Here is a 14,251-nt window from a genome sequence, read left to right on the forward strand (position 1 = left end):
CCCACCGCCATGGCAAGCTCCCCGCGCAAAGTCCGCACCCCTCATGGGCGTCAAGGTGGCGCACCGACGATCGCCGACGTGGCGGCGCTGGCCGGCGTATCGACGATGACCGTGTCGCGCGTCATCAATGCCGAGAACAATGTCCGCGCCAGCACGCGCGACACGGTGAACGCCGCGATCGCGCAACTGAACTACGCGCCCAACCCCGCCGCGCGCAGCTTGGCCGGCGCCTCGCAGCTGCGCCTGGCGCTCCTCTATTCCAACCCCAGCGCCGCCTATCTCAGCGAGTTCCTCGTCGGCAGCCTCGACCAGGCGGGGCGCTCCGACATCCAGCTGGTCGTCCAGAAATGCGAGGTCGGGGACGAGGCACGCACCGTCGCCGAGCGGCTGGTGGGCAGCGGCATCGACGGCATCATCCTGCCGCCGCCGCTGTGCGACGCGCGCGACGTGCTCGACATCCTGATCGCCGCGCGCATTCCGACGGTCGTGGTTGCGACCGGCTGTCCCCCGCCGGAGGCCGCGGCGATCTCGATCGACGACCGGGCCGCCGCACAGGCGATGACCCGCCATCTGGCCGAGCTGGGCCATGTCCGCATCGGCTTCATCACCGGCAACCCCAACCTGACCGCCAGCGGCGAGCGGCTGGAGGGCTATCGCGCCGCACTCGTCGAAGCGGGGCTCACCTTTGACGAGCTGCTGGTCAGCGGCGGGCTGTTCACCTATCGCTCCGGGCTCGACGCCGCCGACGAGCTGCTCGACCGCGAGGATCCACCCTCCGCCATCTTCGCCAGCAACGACGACATGGCCGCCGCCGTCGTCGCCGTCGCGCACCGTCGCGGGCTGGACGTGCCCGGCGACCTGACTGTCTGCGGGTTCGACGACAGCGCCATCGCTACGACGATCTGGCCCGAGCTGACGACGATTCACCAGCCGATCGCCGATATGTCGCGCGCTTCGGTCGAGCTGCTCGCCGCGATGCTGCGGGCGCGGCGCAGCGGCGGCGATACGGGCACCAGGGGCATCCGTCACCTGACGCTCGACTATACGCTGATCCGCCGCCAGTCGGACGCCGCCCCGCGCCGTCGACCCTCCGCCCGGAGGCGATGATCGCCCGAACGATATCGATTGCCGCTCGATCCGCGCCGTTGTGTTAGCGATATCTTTCGTGCCATGACCTTGTTCGACAAGGGGTGATCGACCCCCGATCGGGAGAGGCGCGACCGTGGCGAGAGGCCGGGTGGGACGAGCGATGCTGCTGGCCGCGGCCCTAGGCCCGTTGCTGTGCTGCGCCGGTGCGGCCCCGGGCCGCGATACGCCCGCGGCCGCCGTGATGGCCTATCGCTGGACCAACGTCGTGGTCGGGGCCGGCGGCTATGCACCGAACATCGTGTTCAGCCCCGTCGAGCGCGGGCTCGCCTATCTGCGCACCGACATGGGCGGCGCCTATCGTTTTGACGCGAAGGCCCGGCGCTGGGTGCCGCTGCAGGACGACAATGGCGTTCCCAGCTATATGGGGATCGAGAGCATCGCCGCCGATCCGCGCGATGCCGGCACCGTCTATCTGGCGGCGGGCATGGCAGCGCGCCTGCCCGCGGCGATCCTGCGCTCCACCGATCGCGGCGCCCATTGGTGGATCACGCCGGTGCCGTTCGCGGTGGGCGGCAACGAACCCGGCCGCGGCCTGGGCGAGCGGCTGGCGATCGATCCCGACCGACCGGCGACGCTGATGTTCGGATCGCGCCATGACGGGCTGTGGCGCAGCGACGATGCGGGACTGCACTGGGCGAAGGTCGCGGGCTTCCCGGTCACCGGGCTGGGCACCCCGGCGCCACGCACCAGCCATGGCGGCGTGTCGTTCGTGCTGTTCGATCCGTCGAGCAGGACCGGCAGCGGATCGCGACGGATCTGGGCGGGGGTCGCCGATCCGGGCGCGCACCACCTCTATCGCTCCGACGATGGCGGGCAGAGCTGGCAGGCGGTCGACGGCCCCTCACCCGCGCTGCTCGCCGCCAAGGGCGCGATCGCCGCGGATGGCAGCGTCTATGTCGGCTATGCCAGCGACATCGGGCCGAGCAATGTGCGCACCGGCGCGCTGTGGCGCTTCGACCGCGCGGGCGGCCGCGACATCACTCCGCCGGGCTTCATTGCGACCGGCAGCGAAGGCGCGTTCCTGGGCGTGGCGCTTGCCCGCAGCGCGCCGGGCACGGTCGCGGTGTCGACGATCAACCGCTACCGCGCCGGCGACACGGTCTGGCTGTCGCGCGACCGGGGCGAGCATTGGAGCGATCTGGGCCCGCGCAGCCGCCGCAACGTGTCAGCCACCCCTTTCCTGCTCCACGAGGGCAAGGGCGCAGATTTCGGTCATTGGATCTCCGGCCTCGCGATAGATCCGTTCGACGCGCGCCGGCTGGTCTACACGACCGGCGCCACCGTCTACGCCACCGACGGGCTCGACCGGAGCGGGACGATCGACTGGGCGCCATGGGTGTCCGGGATCGAGCAGACCGCGATCATCACCCTGATCTCGCCGACCGGCGGCGCGCATCTGGTGTCGGGATTCGGCGACCTTGCCGGCTTCGTCCACGAGCGGCTCGACCGCTCGCCGCAGCCCAGTTTCACCGACCCGTATCTGTCGAACACCAACACGCTCGACTATGCCGGCACCGCGCCGCTGGTGCTGGTACGCAGCGGCAGCCTCTATGCCGATCGCCCGCGCGACGCGACGCTCGGCTGGTCGGGCGATGGCGGTCGGAGCTGGCGGCCGCTGGTCGTGCCGCCGATGGGCACCCCGCCCCGGCGCGAGGATCTGGTCGGCGAGGCGGCGATCACCGTCTCGGCGGACGGCGGCACCTTCGTGGTCGCCACGCCCGAGCCGCGGCTGACCCGCGACCGTGGCCGGAGCTGGCAGGTGCCAGAGGGGCTGCCCGGCAACACCCGCGCGGTTGCCGACAAGGTCAACCCGGCGCGCTTCTACGCGGTCGATGTGGCGGGCGGGCGCCTGCTGGCCTCTACCGACGGCGCCCGCCATTTCACGCCCGTCGCGTCGACCGGATTGCCGGCCGACCTGTCGGGTGCAAGCCCCCGCAACCGCGAGGCGCAATCGGCGCTGGTCGCCACACCCGGCGTAGCCGGCGAACTGTGGCTGCGCATCGGCCCTGCCCTGTATCGCAGCACCGATTTCGGCCACCGCTTCGCACGGGTCGATGGCGGGCTGGCGGTCGAGCTGCTCGGGCTGGGCAAGGGCGGCACGATCTTCGCGGTCGGCACGCTTGGCCAGGTTTATGGCATCTGGCGTTCGGACGATCTGGGCCGACACTGGGCGCGGATCGACGACGACGCCCATCGATGGGGCCGCCGCTACCGCGTGATCGCCGGCGACCCGCGCATCACGGGCCGCGTCTATTTGGGAACCGACGGTCGCGGCCTGTTCTATGGCGACCGCGTGGGAGAGAGTGAATGATGAGACATATGCTGGCCGCCGGCCTGCTCGCCACGCTGCCCGCCATGATGCCCGCCGCCGCGCTGGCGCAGGCGGCCTCGCCCATTCCCCGGCTGGAGAGCCACGACGGCCGCCACGCCCTGATGGTCGACGGTGCGCCGTTCACCATGCTGGCCGCGCAGGTCAACAACAGCAGCAACTATGCCGAGCCGCTGGCCACCGCCTGGCCGCTGCTCGACCGCATCCACGCCAATACGGTGGAGGTGCCGATCGCCTGGCAGCAGGTCGAGCCGGTCGAGGGGCAGTTCGACCTCTCGTTCCTGCAAGCCCTGCTCGATCAGGCGCGCGCGCACGACAAGCGGGTCGTGCTGCTGTGGTTCGGGACGTGGAAGAACACCGGCTACGCCTATACGCCCGACTGGGTGAAGCTGGACGCGCGCCGCTTTCCACGAATGAAGACGTCTGCCGGCAAGGACCATGGCGTACTCAGCGCGCATGGCAAGGCGACGCTGGCGGCGGACCTGCGCGCCTTCGTCAAGGTGATGGAATATCTGCGCGACCATGATCCGCAGCATACCGTCATCATGGTCCAGCCGGAAAACGAGACGGGCAGCTATCGCAACCCGCGCGACTATTCCGCCACCGCCAACGCCCTGTTCGCGCAGGCCATTCCATCTGCCCTCGCCAAGGCGACCGGCAAGCGCGGCACCTGGACCCAGGCGTTCGGCGCGCAGGCGGACCGGGCGTTCAACACCTGGTACGTCGCATCTTATGTCGATGCGATCGCCGCGGCGGGCAAGGCGGCCAAGCCGCTGCCGATGTACGTCAACGCCGCCCTCGCCGGCCCTTCCAACGTGCCCGACCCGGACGGCGTGGCGAGCGGCGGGCCGCAGCAGGACGTGCTCGACATCTGGAAGGCGGCCGCCCCGCACATCGACCTCGCCGCGCCCGACATCTATGACCGGACCAGCGCCAACGTCATCCAGTATCTCGACAGATATGCCCGTCCCGACAACGCCCTGCTGGTGCCCGAGATCGGCAACGCGCGCGAGTTCCACCGCTTCTTCTATGCCGCGCTGGGACGTGGGGCGATCGGCTATGCGCCGTTCGGGATCGACGGGACCGGCTATTTCAACTTCCCGCTCGGCGCGCGCGACCTGGACGAGGCGGCGCTCGCCCCGCTGGTCCAGGCCTATGCCGCGGTCGGATCGATCATGCGCGACTGGGCCCGGCTCGCCGCGAAAGGGCCGACCTGGGGCGCCGCCAAGCCCGACGACGGTGCCGCGCAGACGACCACCCTCGGGAAATGGACGATCACGGCCTCGTGGGGAGAGTGGCAGTTCGGCATGAAGGACTGGACCTGGCTGAAGTCCGAACCCGCCCCCTGGGGCAAGGAGCCGGTCGGCGGCGTCGCGGTCGCGCAGATGGGGCCGGACGAGTTCCTGGTCGTCGGCGATCACGTCCGCGTCAATTTCGCCGCGACCGATGCGGCGCCGGGTGCGCTGGTGCTGCGGGTCGAGGAAGGCGGTTTTCGCGACGGGCGCTGGGTCACGGCCCGCGTCTGGAATGGTGACCAGACTGATTACGGGATCAACCTGATCGACCGGCCGCAGGTTCTGAAGGTCACCATGGGCCGCTATCGCTGATGGCTGTGTCCTCCATCCCGGCGGCCTGGCGGCGGCGCGAAGTGCTGGCGGGGCTCGCGGCCCTGCCCGCTGTCGCGCGCGCGGGAGTGATCGCGCCCGGCCCGGTCCAGCCGAGCTGGCCGTCGCTGGTCGAGCATTACCGCTATCCGGACTGGTTCCGCGACGCCAAGTTCGGCATCTGGTCGCACTGGGGCCCGCAATCGGTGCCCGAGCAGGGCGACTGGTACGGGCGGTTCCTCTACATGCAGGGCCACCCGATGTATTGCCACCATCTGGCGACCTATGGCCATCCCGCCGACACCGGCATGATGGACATCCAGCACCGCTGGACCGCCGCGCGCTGGGATCCGGAGGCGTTGATGCGGCGCTTCGTGCAGGCGGGCGCGAAATATTTCGTGTCGCTCGCCTGCCACCACGACAATCTCGACTGCTACGACAGCGCACACCACCCGTGGAACGCGATGCGGGTGGGGCCGAAGCGCGACGTGGTCGGCACCTGGGCGAAGACGGCGCGCGCGGCGGGGCTGCGCTTCGGCGTGTCCAACCATGCCAGCCATGCGTGGCACTGGTATCAGCCGGCCTATGCCTATGATCCCGAAGGGCCGCACAAGGGCGAGCGCTACGACGCGTATCGGCTGACCAAGGCTGACGGTCGGGGCAAGTGGTGGGAGGGGCTGGACCCTCAGGACCTCTATACCGGCTGCCACATGGTCGCGCCGGACGGGATCGACACGGTCGCGGCGATGGACGCGTGGCACGAGGCGCATGACGGCCAGTGGATCGAGACCGCGCCACCCGGCGACGCACGCTACGCGCAGCGCTGGCTGCTGCGCCAGACCGACCTGATGGCGAAATACCGGCCAGACTTCTGCTACATGGACAATTACGAGCTGCCGTTCGGCCCCATCGGACTGGCGGCGGCGGCCGATTACTACAACCGCTCGATCGACTGGCACGGGCATGTCGACGTGGTGCTAACCGCCAAGCAGCTGAAGCCGCACGCCCGGTTCGGCCTGGTCCAGGATGTCGAGCGCGGCTTTTCCGACCGGCTGTGGGACGAGCCGTGGCAGACCGACACCTGCATCGGCGACTGGTTCTACAATCGCGCGCGCTTCACCGACCGCAGCTACAAGTCGGCCGAGGACGTCATCCAGCGGCTCGCCGACGTGGTGTCGAAGAACGGCAACCTGCTGCTCTCCGTTCCCCAGCGCGGCGACGGCACGATCGATGCCGAGGAGGAACGCATTCTGGACAGGCTGGCCGCGTGGATGGCAGTGAACGGCACCGCGATCTTCGGCTCGCGGCCATGGCGCATCTATGGCGAGGGGCCGACCAAGCTCGCCACCGGCATGCAGAACGAGGGCGCCTTTGCCGGCTTCACCGCCCGCGACGTGCGGTTCACGACAAAGGACGGCGCGCTCTACCTGTTCTTCCTGAAGGCGCCGCGCGGGCCGGTGCGTGTCGGCGCGCTCGGGCGGCAGGCAGGGCCGGCGCGGGTCGCCCGCCTGATGCGGCTGGGCGGCGGCCCGGTCGCGTTCCGCCAGACCGACACCGCGCTGGAATTCGACGCCGGCGACGACGGCGGGATCGTGCCGGTCTACCGGATCGAGGGGGCGTCCGTCGCTTTTTCGGGGCGGACATAGATCGACGAGATATCGGGGAACTCGGCGCGCAACTGCGCCTCGATCCGCTCGACCAGCGTCTCGCCCTCACCCATGGTCAGCGCATCGTCGAAATCGGCGCTGATCGCCACGAACACCGCGTCGGGCGCGGTGTGGATGGTGCGGACATGATTGACCGCGGTGATGCCGGGGCTGGCGGCGACCAGCGCGCGGACCCGCTCGACCACGCGCGGGTCGGCCCGCTCGCCGATCAGCAGCCCCTTGGCCTCACGCGCCAGCAGCGTCGCGACCGCCGCCAGGATGACGCCGATCACGATCGAGGCGACACCGTCGATCCGCGCGTCTTCCCAGGCATGGCTCGCCCACACGCCGATCCCTGCGACGGCCAGCCCGGCGAGCGCGGCCGAATCCTCGAACAGGACGATGAAGCTGGCTGGGTCCTTCGACTCCTTGATCGCGGTCCACCACGGCGTGTCGCCCTTGGCGCTGCGGAACTCGCGCACCGCGATCGTCCACGAACTCCCCTCCAGCAACGCGGCGATGCCGAGCACGACATAGTTGATCGTTGGGTCGGTCAGCGGCTCGGGGTTCCGGATGTGCAGCCAGCCCTCATAGATCGAGATGCCGGCGCCGAGCGCGAAGATCAGGATGGCGACGACGAACGCCCAGAAATACAGCTCGCGTCCGTAACCGAAGGGGTGGCGCGTGTCGGGCGGCCGCTTGGCGCGGCGCTGGCCATAGAGGAGCAGGATCTGGTTCCCGCTGTCGACCAGCGAGTGGAACCCCTCCGACAGCATCGACGACGATCCGGTCAGCGCCGCCGCGACGAATTTGGCGACGGCGATGCCGACATTGGCGAACAGCGCGCCGAACAGCACGATGTTGGAACGGATCGTCTTGGCGATACTGGTATTGGCCATAGGGGGCGCAACGCACCGGTCCCACCAGGGTTCTACCAGCCCGCCTCTATTCGGCCGGGACGAGCGCCGGCCGCTGCCGCTCCGCCAGCATCGACATGATCCAGAAGGCAAGCCCGCCCAGCGCCAGCGCACAGCCGACCCAGCCGGTCGAGGTCCAGCCATGCCCGCCCGCGATCGCCAGCCCGGCGAGCCACGGCCCCAGCGCATTGGCGGTGTTGAACGCGGAGTGATTCAGCGCCGCCGCCAGGCTCTGCGCGCCGCGTGCCACGTCCATCAGCCGGGTCTGCAGCACGGTGCCGAGCGACCCGCCGATGCCGATCAGGAAGACGTCGAGCGTCACCGTCCAGCCATTCTGCGCCGCCAGCGGGAACAGCGCCAGCGACGCCGCGCTCCACAGCAGCAGCCCGGCTACCGTCGGCATCAGCGCGCGATCGGCGAAGTACGGGACCAGCAGGTTGCCCGCCAGCATCCCCAGTCCGAACACGCCCAGCACCAGCGGCACCATCGTCGGCGCGAGGCCGGTCACCTCCACCAGCGTAGATGCGAGATAAGTATAGACCGCGAACAGCCCGCCGAAGCCGATCGCGCCGATCCCCAGCGTCAGCCACAATTGCGGGATGGCGAGCGCGCCCAGCTCCGCCAGCGGACTGGCGGTCGCGGCCGGCGGATCGCGCGGGGCGAACGCCGCGACCAGCGCCACCGTCGCCAGCCCCAGCACCGCGACGATGCCGAAGCCCCAGCGCCAGCCCGCGACCTGCCCGATCCAGTTGGCCAGCGGCACGCCGATCACCGTCGCCACGGTCAGCCCCAGCATGACCCGCGATACGGCATAGGTGCGCCGCTCCGGCCCGACCAGCGAGGCAGCGACCAGTGCCGCGACCCCGAAATAGGCGCCGTGCGGCAGGCCGCTGAGAAACCGGAACAGGAGCATCGCGTGATAGGACGACGCCAGCGCGCTCATCGCGTTGCCCAGCGCGAACAGCACCATCAGCACGAGGAGCAGGCTACGCCGCGCCATCCGCGCGCCGAGCACCGCGAGGAGCGGCGCCCCGACCACCACCCCCAGCGCATAGGCACTGATGACATGGCCGGCCACCGGCTCCGAGATACCCAGCCCCCGCGAGAAGTCGGGCAGCAGGCTCATCGTCGCGAACTCGGTCGTGCCGATCGCGAACCCACCCATGGCAAGCGCGAAGAACACCAATCCCGGCCGGGGCACCCGCCGTTCAGCTTCGATCATACTGGTTCTCCGGGAGTAGGCACGACAGGTAAGGCTTTTATGCTGCACCGCAACCGAAGTGCGACTGTCGAGGCTGCAAGCCGGCTTGCCCGAATTGCAGGCGGGAACGCGTTCGCCCCTCGCGCGTCCGATCCCGGCGACACGTACAGGAGCGAGACGAATGGCGATCTTCAACAAGGACATGGTCGAACTGGCCGGCAGCAACACCCTTTGGCAGAAGGAGGTGTACCGCGACGCCAAGGTGCAGATCGTGCTGATGAGCATCCCCGCCGGAGAGGAGATCGGGATGGAAACCCACCCCGCCGACCAGACCACCTTCTTCGTTTCCGGCGAGGCGCGGGTCGTGATCAACGGCCATTCGACCAAAGCCACGCCCAACCACCTGATCGTCGTGCCCAAGGGTTCGGAGCACAATATCGTCAACACCGGCTCGGGCGAGTTGAAGCTCTTCTCGGTCTATGCGCCCCCGGCCGAACCCGAAGGCGCGGCGTTCCGCACCAAGGCGGAGGCCGAGGAGGCGGAGAAGGGTCTGCTCGCCAAGGCGGCAGACGCGGTGAAGGACGTGATCGGCCGGTGACCGCCGCCGCCATCGGCGATAACGGTGTCGCCGATGGCGGATGATCCCAATTCTCCCAGGCGCGCGCCGCGACGCGACGCGCAGGCGCGACGCGAGGCGCTGATCGTCGCGGCGGCGTCGTGCTTCGCCGCGCGCGGCTATGGCGTGCCGCTGGAGGTGATTGCGGACGAGGCGGGAGTCGGCCGGGGTACGCTCTACCGCAATTTTCGCGACCGCGAGGCGCTGGCGCTGGCCATCTTCTCGCGCGAGGTCGACCGGATGGAGGCGGCGCTCGACCCCGCCGCCCCGCTCGCCGGCAGCATCGCGACGATGGTACGCAGCGGCGCGCCGGCGGCGTCGCTGTTCACGCGCATCGCCGCCGAGCTGAAGCTCGACGACGCGAACATCGCCGCGTTCCGGGCATTGGGCGTGCGGCTGGAGGGGGTGGTCGCACCAGCGGTGAAGCAGGCGCAGGCGCGAGGCGAGATCGCAGCGACGGTGACGCCGCACGCGGTGGTGCTGGCGATGCGTATGGCCGGCGGACTGCTGCTGCCCTTCATGACCGAGGCGGAGGTCAGCGAGCAGCTGAACGCGGCGCTGGCGCTGCTGTTCGAAGGGCTGCAGCCTCGGTAGGCATTTCCTCCGTTACGACGCCGGCCGCTCGGCCCGATCCGTCCACCCCAGCCCCAGCGCCTTGTTCACCGCGATATAGCTCCCGCTCAGCTGCGCCTTCGCCTGGACAACGGCAATCGCGGCCGACAGCTGCTGCCGCTCGATGTCGAGCTGGTCGATCAGCGTGCTGGTCCCCGCCGCCACCCGCTGCCGGTTGAGCGCCGCCGCCCGGCCGGCCGTCTCCTGCGCGCGGACCAGCTGCCCCAGCTGCGCGCGGGTGCTGCCGAAGCGGGAGAGCGCGTCCTCCGCGTCCTGCAACGCCGCCAGCACCGTCTGGCGGTACTGCGCCTCGGCCTGGTCGCGTTGCGCCTCCGACGCCTGCGTCGCCGCGCGCGCCCGGCCGAAGTCGAGGAACGACCAGGACAACGACGGCGCTGCCAGCGCGGTCAGCTTGCCCAGGTCGAACACGTCGGCGGGCGACGTCCCGCCCAGCCCCAGCAGCCCCAGGAAGCGGATGCCGGGCAGCTCCTTCGCCTTGTTCACCCCGATCGCCGCCGTGCCCGCCGCCAGCTGGCGCTCGGCCGAGCGCACGTCGGGGCGGTGCGCGATCAGCGCTGCCGGATCACCGATCGCGACCGTGGCGGGGGGAAGCGGCACCGGCACGACCGTCGCCAGCGTCGCGTCGAGCGCACCCGGCGTTCGCCCGGTCAGCACCGCCAGCTGGTCGCGATAGGCATCGGCCTGCGCGCCGAGCGGGATCGCCTGCGCCTGCGTATTCTCCAGTTCGCCCTGCAACCGCTCCAGGTCGAGCCGCGAGGCGGTGCCGCGCGCCTCACGCTGGCGTTGCAGCGCGATCTGCCGTTCCTGCAACTGCGTCGAGGCGGCGTTCAGCCGGATACGCTCCTGCACGTCGCGAAGGTTGACGTACGCCTGCGCGACCTGCGCCGACAGCGACACCTGCGCGTCCGCAAGGTCCGCCACCCGCACCTCTGCGGTCGCGCGCCGCTGTTCCACCCCGCGCCGGCCGCCGCCGAACAGGTCCAGCTCCCACGACGCGTTCGCACCCAGATTGTAGAAGTTCAGCTGCGTGCCGGACGATTCGTCATTGCCACCGCTCTCCCCCGTGCCGCCCAGCCCGACACCCGGCAGTTCGGCGTGGAGATAGGTGGCATTGGCGCTGACGCTCGGCAGCTGGCCGGTGCGCTGCTGGCGCAGCTGGGCCTCGGCCTCGCGGATCCGCGCGGTCGCCTGGTCGATCGTCGGGCTGTGCGCCAGCGCGTCGTCGACCAGCCGGGTCAGCGTCGGGTCGCCCATCCCCTCCCACCAGCGGGCAAGCCCCGGCGTGGCACTTGTGCTGCCCGCCGGTGCGCGGACGAAACCGGCAGCATCGGCCGCGACCTTGGGCGGCCCCTGATAGGCGGGGCCGACGGTGCAGGCGCCCAGCAGCGCGACGGTGGAGAGGAGGAGGATCTTGCGCATCAGTGCACCATCGCCGCCCCGGCCGTCTTCGGCAGGGGCTTCAGGAACAGGACCAGCGGCAGCACCGCCAGCGTGCCGACCCCCATGATCCAGAAGATGTCGTTGAAGGTCATGGTCAGCGCCTGCGCCTGGATCTGCTGCGACACCAGCCGCAGCCCGGCGGTCTGGTCGCCGACCGTGTGGGCGAGGCCGCCGACATAGGCCTGCACGGCCTGGCTGTTGGCGTTCAGGCCCTCCTCGATCCGCCGCTGGTGCAGCCACATGCGCTGGTCCTGCAGGATCGAGATGCCGGCCAGCGCGAAGCTGCCGCCCAGGTTCCGGAACGCGTTGAACAGCCCCGATGCGTCGCCGGCATCCTCGCGCGGGACCGACCGGACCACCGCCTGGCTCAGGAACAGCATGCCCAGGATCTGCCCGACCCCGCGCAGCAGCTGCGACACGGTGAAGTCGCCGCCCGCCGACGCCGCGGTCAGGTTGGAATCGAGCAGCGCCGACGTCCCCATGATGAGTAGTCCCGCCGCCACTGCAATGCGGATGTCCAGCGTGCGCAGCAGGATCGGCACGATCGCCATCATGAACAGGCTGGGGATGCCCGACAGCAGCACGACCTTGCCCGATTGCAGCGCGTTGTAATCGGCCAGCGCCGACAGGAACTGCGGGATCGCATAGCTGGTGCCGTAGAGTACGATGCCCAGCACCACCCCCATCAGCGCGACCGAGCCGAACTGCCGGTCGAGCAGCAGCTTCAGCTTGATGATCGGCCGCGCTGCCGTCGCCTGCCCCCAGAACAGCAGCGCGAAGCCGGTGACGCTGACCAGCGCCATCGCCTGGATCAGCCCGGACGAAAACCACTGTTCGCGCTGCCCGTCCTCCAGGAACACGGTCAGCCCGCCCAGCCCCAGCGCCAGCCCGGCGATGCCCAGCCAGTCCGCCTCGCCGAACAGGTGCAGCTTCGCCTTCTCGTGCGGCAGGCCGACGAGCAGCAGCGTGACGAGGATCGCGCAGATCGGCACGTTCAGGAAGAACGCGTAATGCCAGCTGATATTCTCGGTCAGCCAACCTCCGATCAGGGGCCCCAGCACCGGACCCAGGATCGCGGTCACGCCGAAGGCGGCGATGCCGATCGGCTGCTGCTGCGGGGGCAGGCGCTGGGCGATGATCGTCTGCGCGGTCGGGATCATCGCACCACCGGTGAAGCCCTGCCCGACCCGGCCGATAATCATCATCGTCAGATTGGTCGACACGCCGCACATGACGGAAAAGGCGGTGAACAGACCCGCGGCGATCAGCAGGAAGGTGCGCAGGCCCAGCATCCGCTCCAGCCACGCCGCCATCGGGATGATGACGATCTCGGCGACCAGATAGGCGGTGGCGATCCACGTCCCCTCCGTCCCGCTCGCCCCGATCTCGCCCTGGATCGTGGGTAAGGCGGAATTGACGATCGAAATGTCGAGCGTCGCCATCAGCGCGCCCAGCGTCCCGGCCGCCACGGCCAGCCACGCGCCCAGATCCGCGCGCTGCTCGGCGCGGGCAGGCGTCCGGCTTACCGCCGCAGTGGCCATCCTAGCGGCTCCGCTCCTGCTGGTCGCGGATGCGCGCGATCTCGCCCTTGGCGCCGATCGTGTCGACCGTCACCGTCACCGACAGGCCCGGCACCAGCAGCTGCCGCGCGGCGGGCGTCGCCTCGATCGAGATGCGGACCGGCACGCGCTGGGTGATCTTGGTGAAGTTGCCCGTCGCGTTCTGCGGCGGCAGCAGCGAGAATTGCGCACCCGTGCCCGGCGCGACGCTCTCCACCCGCCCCCTCAGGTCGATCCCGTCGAGCGCGTCGACGGCGATCGTCGCGGGCTGACCAGGGCGCATCAGCGCCAGCTGCGTCTCCTTGAAATTGGCGGTGATATAGAGCCGGTCGAGCGGCACGATCGACATCAGCCGCGTACCCGCCTGGACATATTGGCCGACCGTCACCGTCTTGTCGCCGATCCGCCCCGCCACCGGCGCGGTCAGCACGGTGGCGCCGACATCGACGTTCGCGGCGGCGAGCTGCGCCTGGGCCGCCTGCCCCTGCGCCTCGCCCTGACGCACCTGGCTGCGCAGCGCGGCAACGCGGCGCTGCTGCACCGCCAGCGCCGCCGCCTGCGCGCGCACCGAGTCGGCGGACTGGCGCGCGGTCGCCTCCAGCTGCGCCAGCGTCGCGCGCGTCTCCGCGCCCGACGCGGCGAGCGGGCGATAGCGCGCGACCTCGCCCGCGTCATAGGCCGCCTTGGCGCGGGCGGCGGCCAGCTGCGCGCGCGCCTGTGCGATCGTCGCATATTGCTCCTGCACCTGCGCGCGGGCGGCATCGGCCTGCGCCGCGGCGACGGCGATCTGCGCGTCGGCCTGCGCCGCCTGGGCGCGGGCGTCGCGCGGGTCGATACGGACCAGCGGCTGGCGAGCGCGCACGTCCTGGTTCTCGCCCACCAGCACCTCGGCGACATAGCCGGCGACGCGCGGCGACACCGTCGTCATGTCCGCCTCGACCCGCGCGTCGTTGGTTTCCTCAAGATATTTGCCGTGGCTCTGATAGCGCAGGAACCAGATCCCGCCGATCACCAGCACCGCCAGCGCCACCGCCGCCAGGATCAGCTTGGCCCGCCCGCTCAGCCTGCGCGCGGGGCGCTGCGGCTGTGCCTCCTGGCCAGCCTCGTCTTCAGGTGCGGGACGATCGTCACTCATCGGGGTCAGCCCTGTTCAAACC

General features: G+C 70.3%; 11 protein-coding genes. 6 read left to right on the plus strand and 5 right to left on the minus strand.

The features are described 5' to 3' along the window. The first annotated feature begins 9 nt into the window (after positions 1-9). The 4 genes from Q5H91_RS05815 (at position 10) to Q5H91_RS05830 (ending at position 6,728) form a co-directional block, all read left to right on the plus strand. Complete coding sequence (locus Q5H91_RS05815) at positions 10-1,107, plus strand: LacI family DNA-binding transcriptional regulator (protein ID WP_305172269.1); 1,098 nt, start codon at positions 10-12, stop codon at positions 1,105-1,107. Between the two features lie 223 nt (positions 1,108-1,330). Continuing rightward, entirely contained in the window at positions 1,331-3,460 is a 2,130-nt protein-coding gene (locus tag Q5H91_RS05820; protein ID WP_305172406.1) for a WD40/YVTN/BNR-like repeat-containing protein, read from the plus strand. After that, a complete protein-coding gene (locus tag Q5H91_RS05825; protein WP_305172407.1) occupies positions 3,460-5,085 on the plus strand; it encodes a DUF5597 domain-containing protein in 1,626 nt (541 codons plus the stop codon). Before Q5H91_RS05820 ends, Q5H91_RS05825 begins: the two co-directional genes overlap by 1 nt. Further along, positions 5,085-6,728 (plus strand): alpha-L-fucosidase, encoded by a 1,644-nt coding sequence (locus Q5H91_RS05830; RefSeq protein WP_305172270.1) that lies wholly within the window; start codon positions 5,085-5,087, stop codon positions 6,726-6,728. Before Q5H91_RS05825 ends, Q5H91_RS05830 begins: the two co-directional genes overlap by 1 nt. Here the strand turns inward: Q5H91_RS05830 and Q5H91_RS05835 are convergent. Then, on the minus strand, positions 6,683-7,627 hold the full coding sequence (locus tag Q5H91_RS05835) for a cation diffusion facilitator family transporter (protein ID WP_305172271.1): 945 nt from the start codon (positions 7,625-7,627) through the stop codon (positions 6,683-6,685). The genes Q5H91_RS05830 and Q5H91_RS05835 overlap by 46 nt on opposite strands. 46 nt (positions 7,628-7,673) lie before the next feature. After that, positions 7,674-8,867 (minus strand): MFS transporter, encoded by a 1,194-nt coding sequence (locus Q5H91_RS05840; protein WP_305172272.1) that lies wholly within the window; start codon positions 8,865-8,867, stop codon positions 7,674-7,676. A gap of 160 nt (positions 8,868-9,027) precedes the next feature. On the opposite strand from Q5H91_RS05840, the gene Q5H91_RS05845 reads away from it, so the two are divergent. Both Q5H91_RS05845 and Q5H91_RS05850 read left to right on the plus strand, forming a co-directional pair. After that, positions 9,028-9,444, plus strand: a complete 417-nt coding sequence (locus Q5H91_RS05845) for a cupin domain-containing protein (protein ID WP_305172273.1) — start codon at positions 9,028-9,030, stop codon at positions 9,442-9,444. 33 nt (positions 9,445-9,477) lie between these two features. Then, positions 9,478-10,056 carry a TetR family transcriptional regulator gene (locus Q5H91_RS05850; RefSeq protein ID WP_305172274.1) on the plus strand — a complete coding sequence of 193 codons (579 nt, stop codon included), beginning with the start codon at positions 9,478-9,480 and terminating at the stop codon, positions 10,054-10,056. A 12-nt stretch (positions 10,057-10,068) separates the two neighbouring features. Here Q5H91_RS05850 and Q5H91_RS05855 read toward each other — a convergent pair whose 3' ends face one another. The 3 genes from Q5H91_RS05855 to Q5H91_RS05865 are packed head-to-tail and all read right to left on the minus strand — an operon-like array spanning position 10,069 to position 14,229. Then, on the minus strand, positions 10,069-11,514 hold the full coding sequence (locus Q5H91_RS05855; protein WP_305172275.1) for an efflux transporter outer membrane subunit: 1,446 nt from the start codon (positions 11,512-11,514) through the stop codon (positions 10,069-10,071). Further along, positions 11,514-13,076, minus strand: a complete 1,563-nt coding sequence (locus Q5H91_RS05860) for an MDR family MFS transporter (protein ID WP_305172276.1) — start codon at positions 13,074-13,076, stop codon at positions 11,514-11,516. The genes Q5H91_RS05855 and Q5H91_RS05860 overlap by 1 nt, the downstream gene beginning before the upstream one ends. A gap of 1 nt (position 13,077) precedes the next feature. After that, the gene (locus Q5H91_RS05865; RefSeq protein ID WP_305172277.1) at positions 13,078-14,229 is read right to left on the minus strand and encodes an HlyD family secretion protein; all 1,152 of its coding nucleotides are present in this window, start codon (positions 14,227-14,229) and stop codon (positions 13,078-13,080) included. Positions 14,230-14,251 lie beyond the last annotated feature (22 nt).

Origin of the sequence: Sphingomonas aurea, assembly GCF_030678875.1 — a bacterium.
GTDB lineage: Bacteria > Pseudomonadota > Alphaproteobacteria > Sphingomonadales > Sphingomonadaceae > Sphingomonas > Sphingomonas aurea.

Bases quoted from the DNA above. Each gene is read 5' to 3' on its own strand.
- Q5H91_RS05815 (WP_305172269.1), top strand. From the start codon at position 10: ATGGCAAGCTCCCCGCGCAAAGTCCGCACCCCTCATGGGCGTCAAGGT.
- Q5H91_RS05820 (WP_305172406.1), top strand. From the start codon at position 1,331: ATGGCCTATCGCTGGACCAACGTCGTGGTCGGGGCCGGCGGCTATGCA.
- Q5H91_RS05825 (WP_305172407.1), top strand. From the start codon at position 3,460: ATGAGACATATGCTGGCCGCCGGCCTGCTCGCCACGCTGCCCGCCATG.
- Q5H91_RS05830 (WP_305172270.1), top strand. From the start codon at position 5,085: ATGGCTGTGTCCTCCATCCCGGCGGCCTGGCGGCGGCGCGAAGTGCTG.
- Q5H91_RS05835 (WP_305172271.1), bottom strand. From the start codon at position 7,627: ATGGCCAATACCAGTATCGCCAAGACGATCCGTTCCAACATCGTGCTG.
- Q5H91_RS05840 (WP_305172272.1), bottom strand. From the start codon at position 8,867: ATGATCGAAGCTGAACGGCGGGTGCCCCGGCCGGGATTGGTGTTCTTC.
- Q5H91_RS05845 (WP_305172273.1), top strand. From the start codon at position 9,028: ATGGCGATCTTCAACAAGGACATGGTCGAACTGGCCGGCAGCAACACC.
- Q5H91_RS05850 (WP_305172274.1), top strand. From the start codon at position 9,478: ATGGCGGATGATCCCAATTCTCCCAGGCGCGCGCCGCGACGCGACGCG.
- Q5H91_RS05855 (WP_305172275.1), bottom strand. From the start codon at position 11,514: ATGCGCAAGATCCTCCTCCTCTCCACCGTCGCGCTGCTGGGCGCCTGC.
- Q5H91_RS05860 (WP_305172276.1), bottom strand. From the start codon at position 13,076: ATGGCCACTGCGGCGGTAAGCCGGACGCCTGCCCGCGCCGAGCAGCGC.
- Q5H91_RS05865 (WP_305172277.1), bottom strand. From the start codon at position 14,229: ATGAGTGACGATCGTCCCGCACCTGAAGACGAGGCTGGCCAGGAGGCA.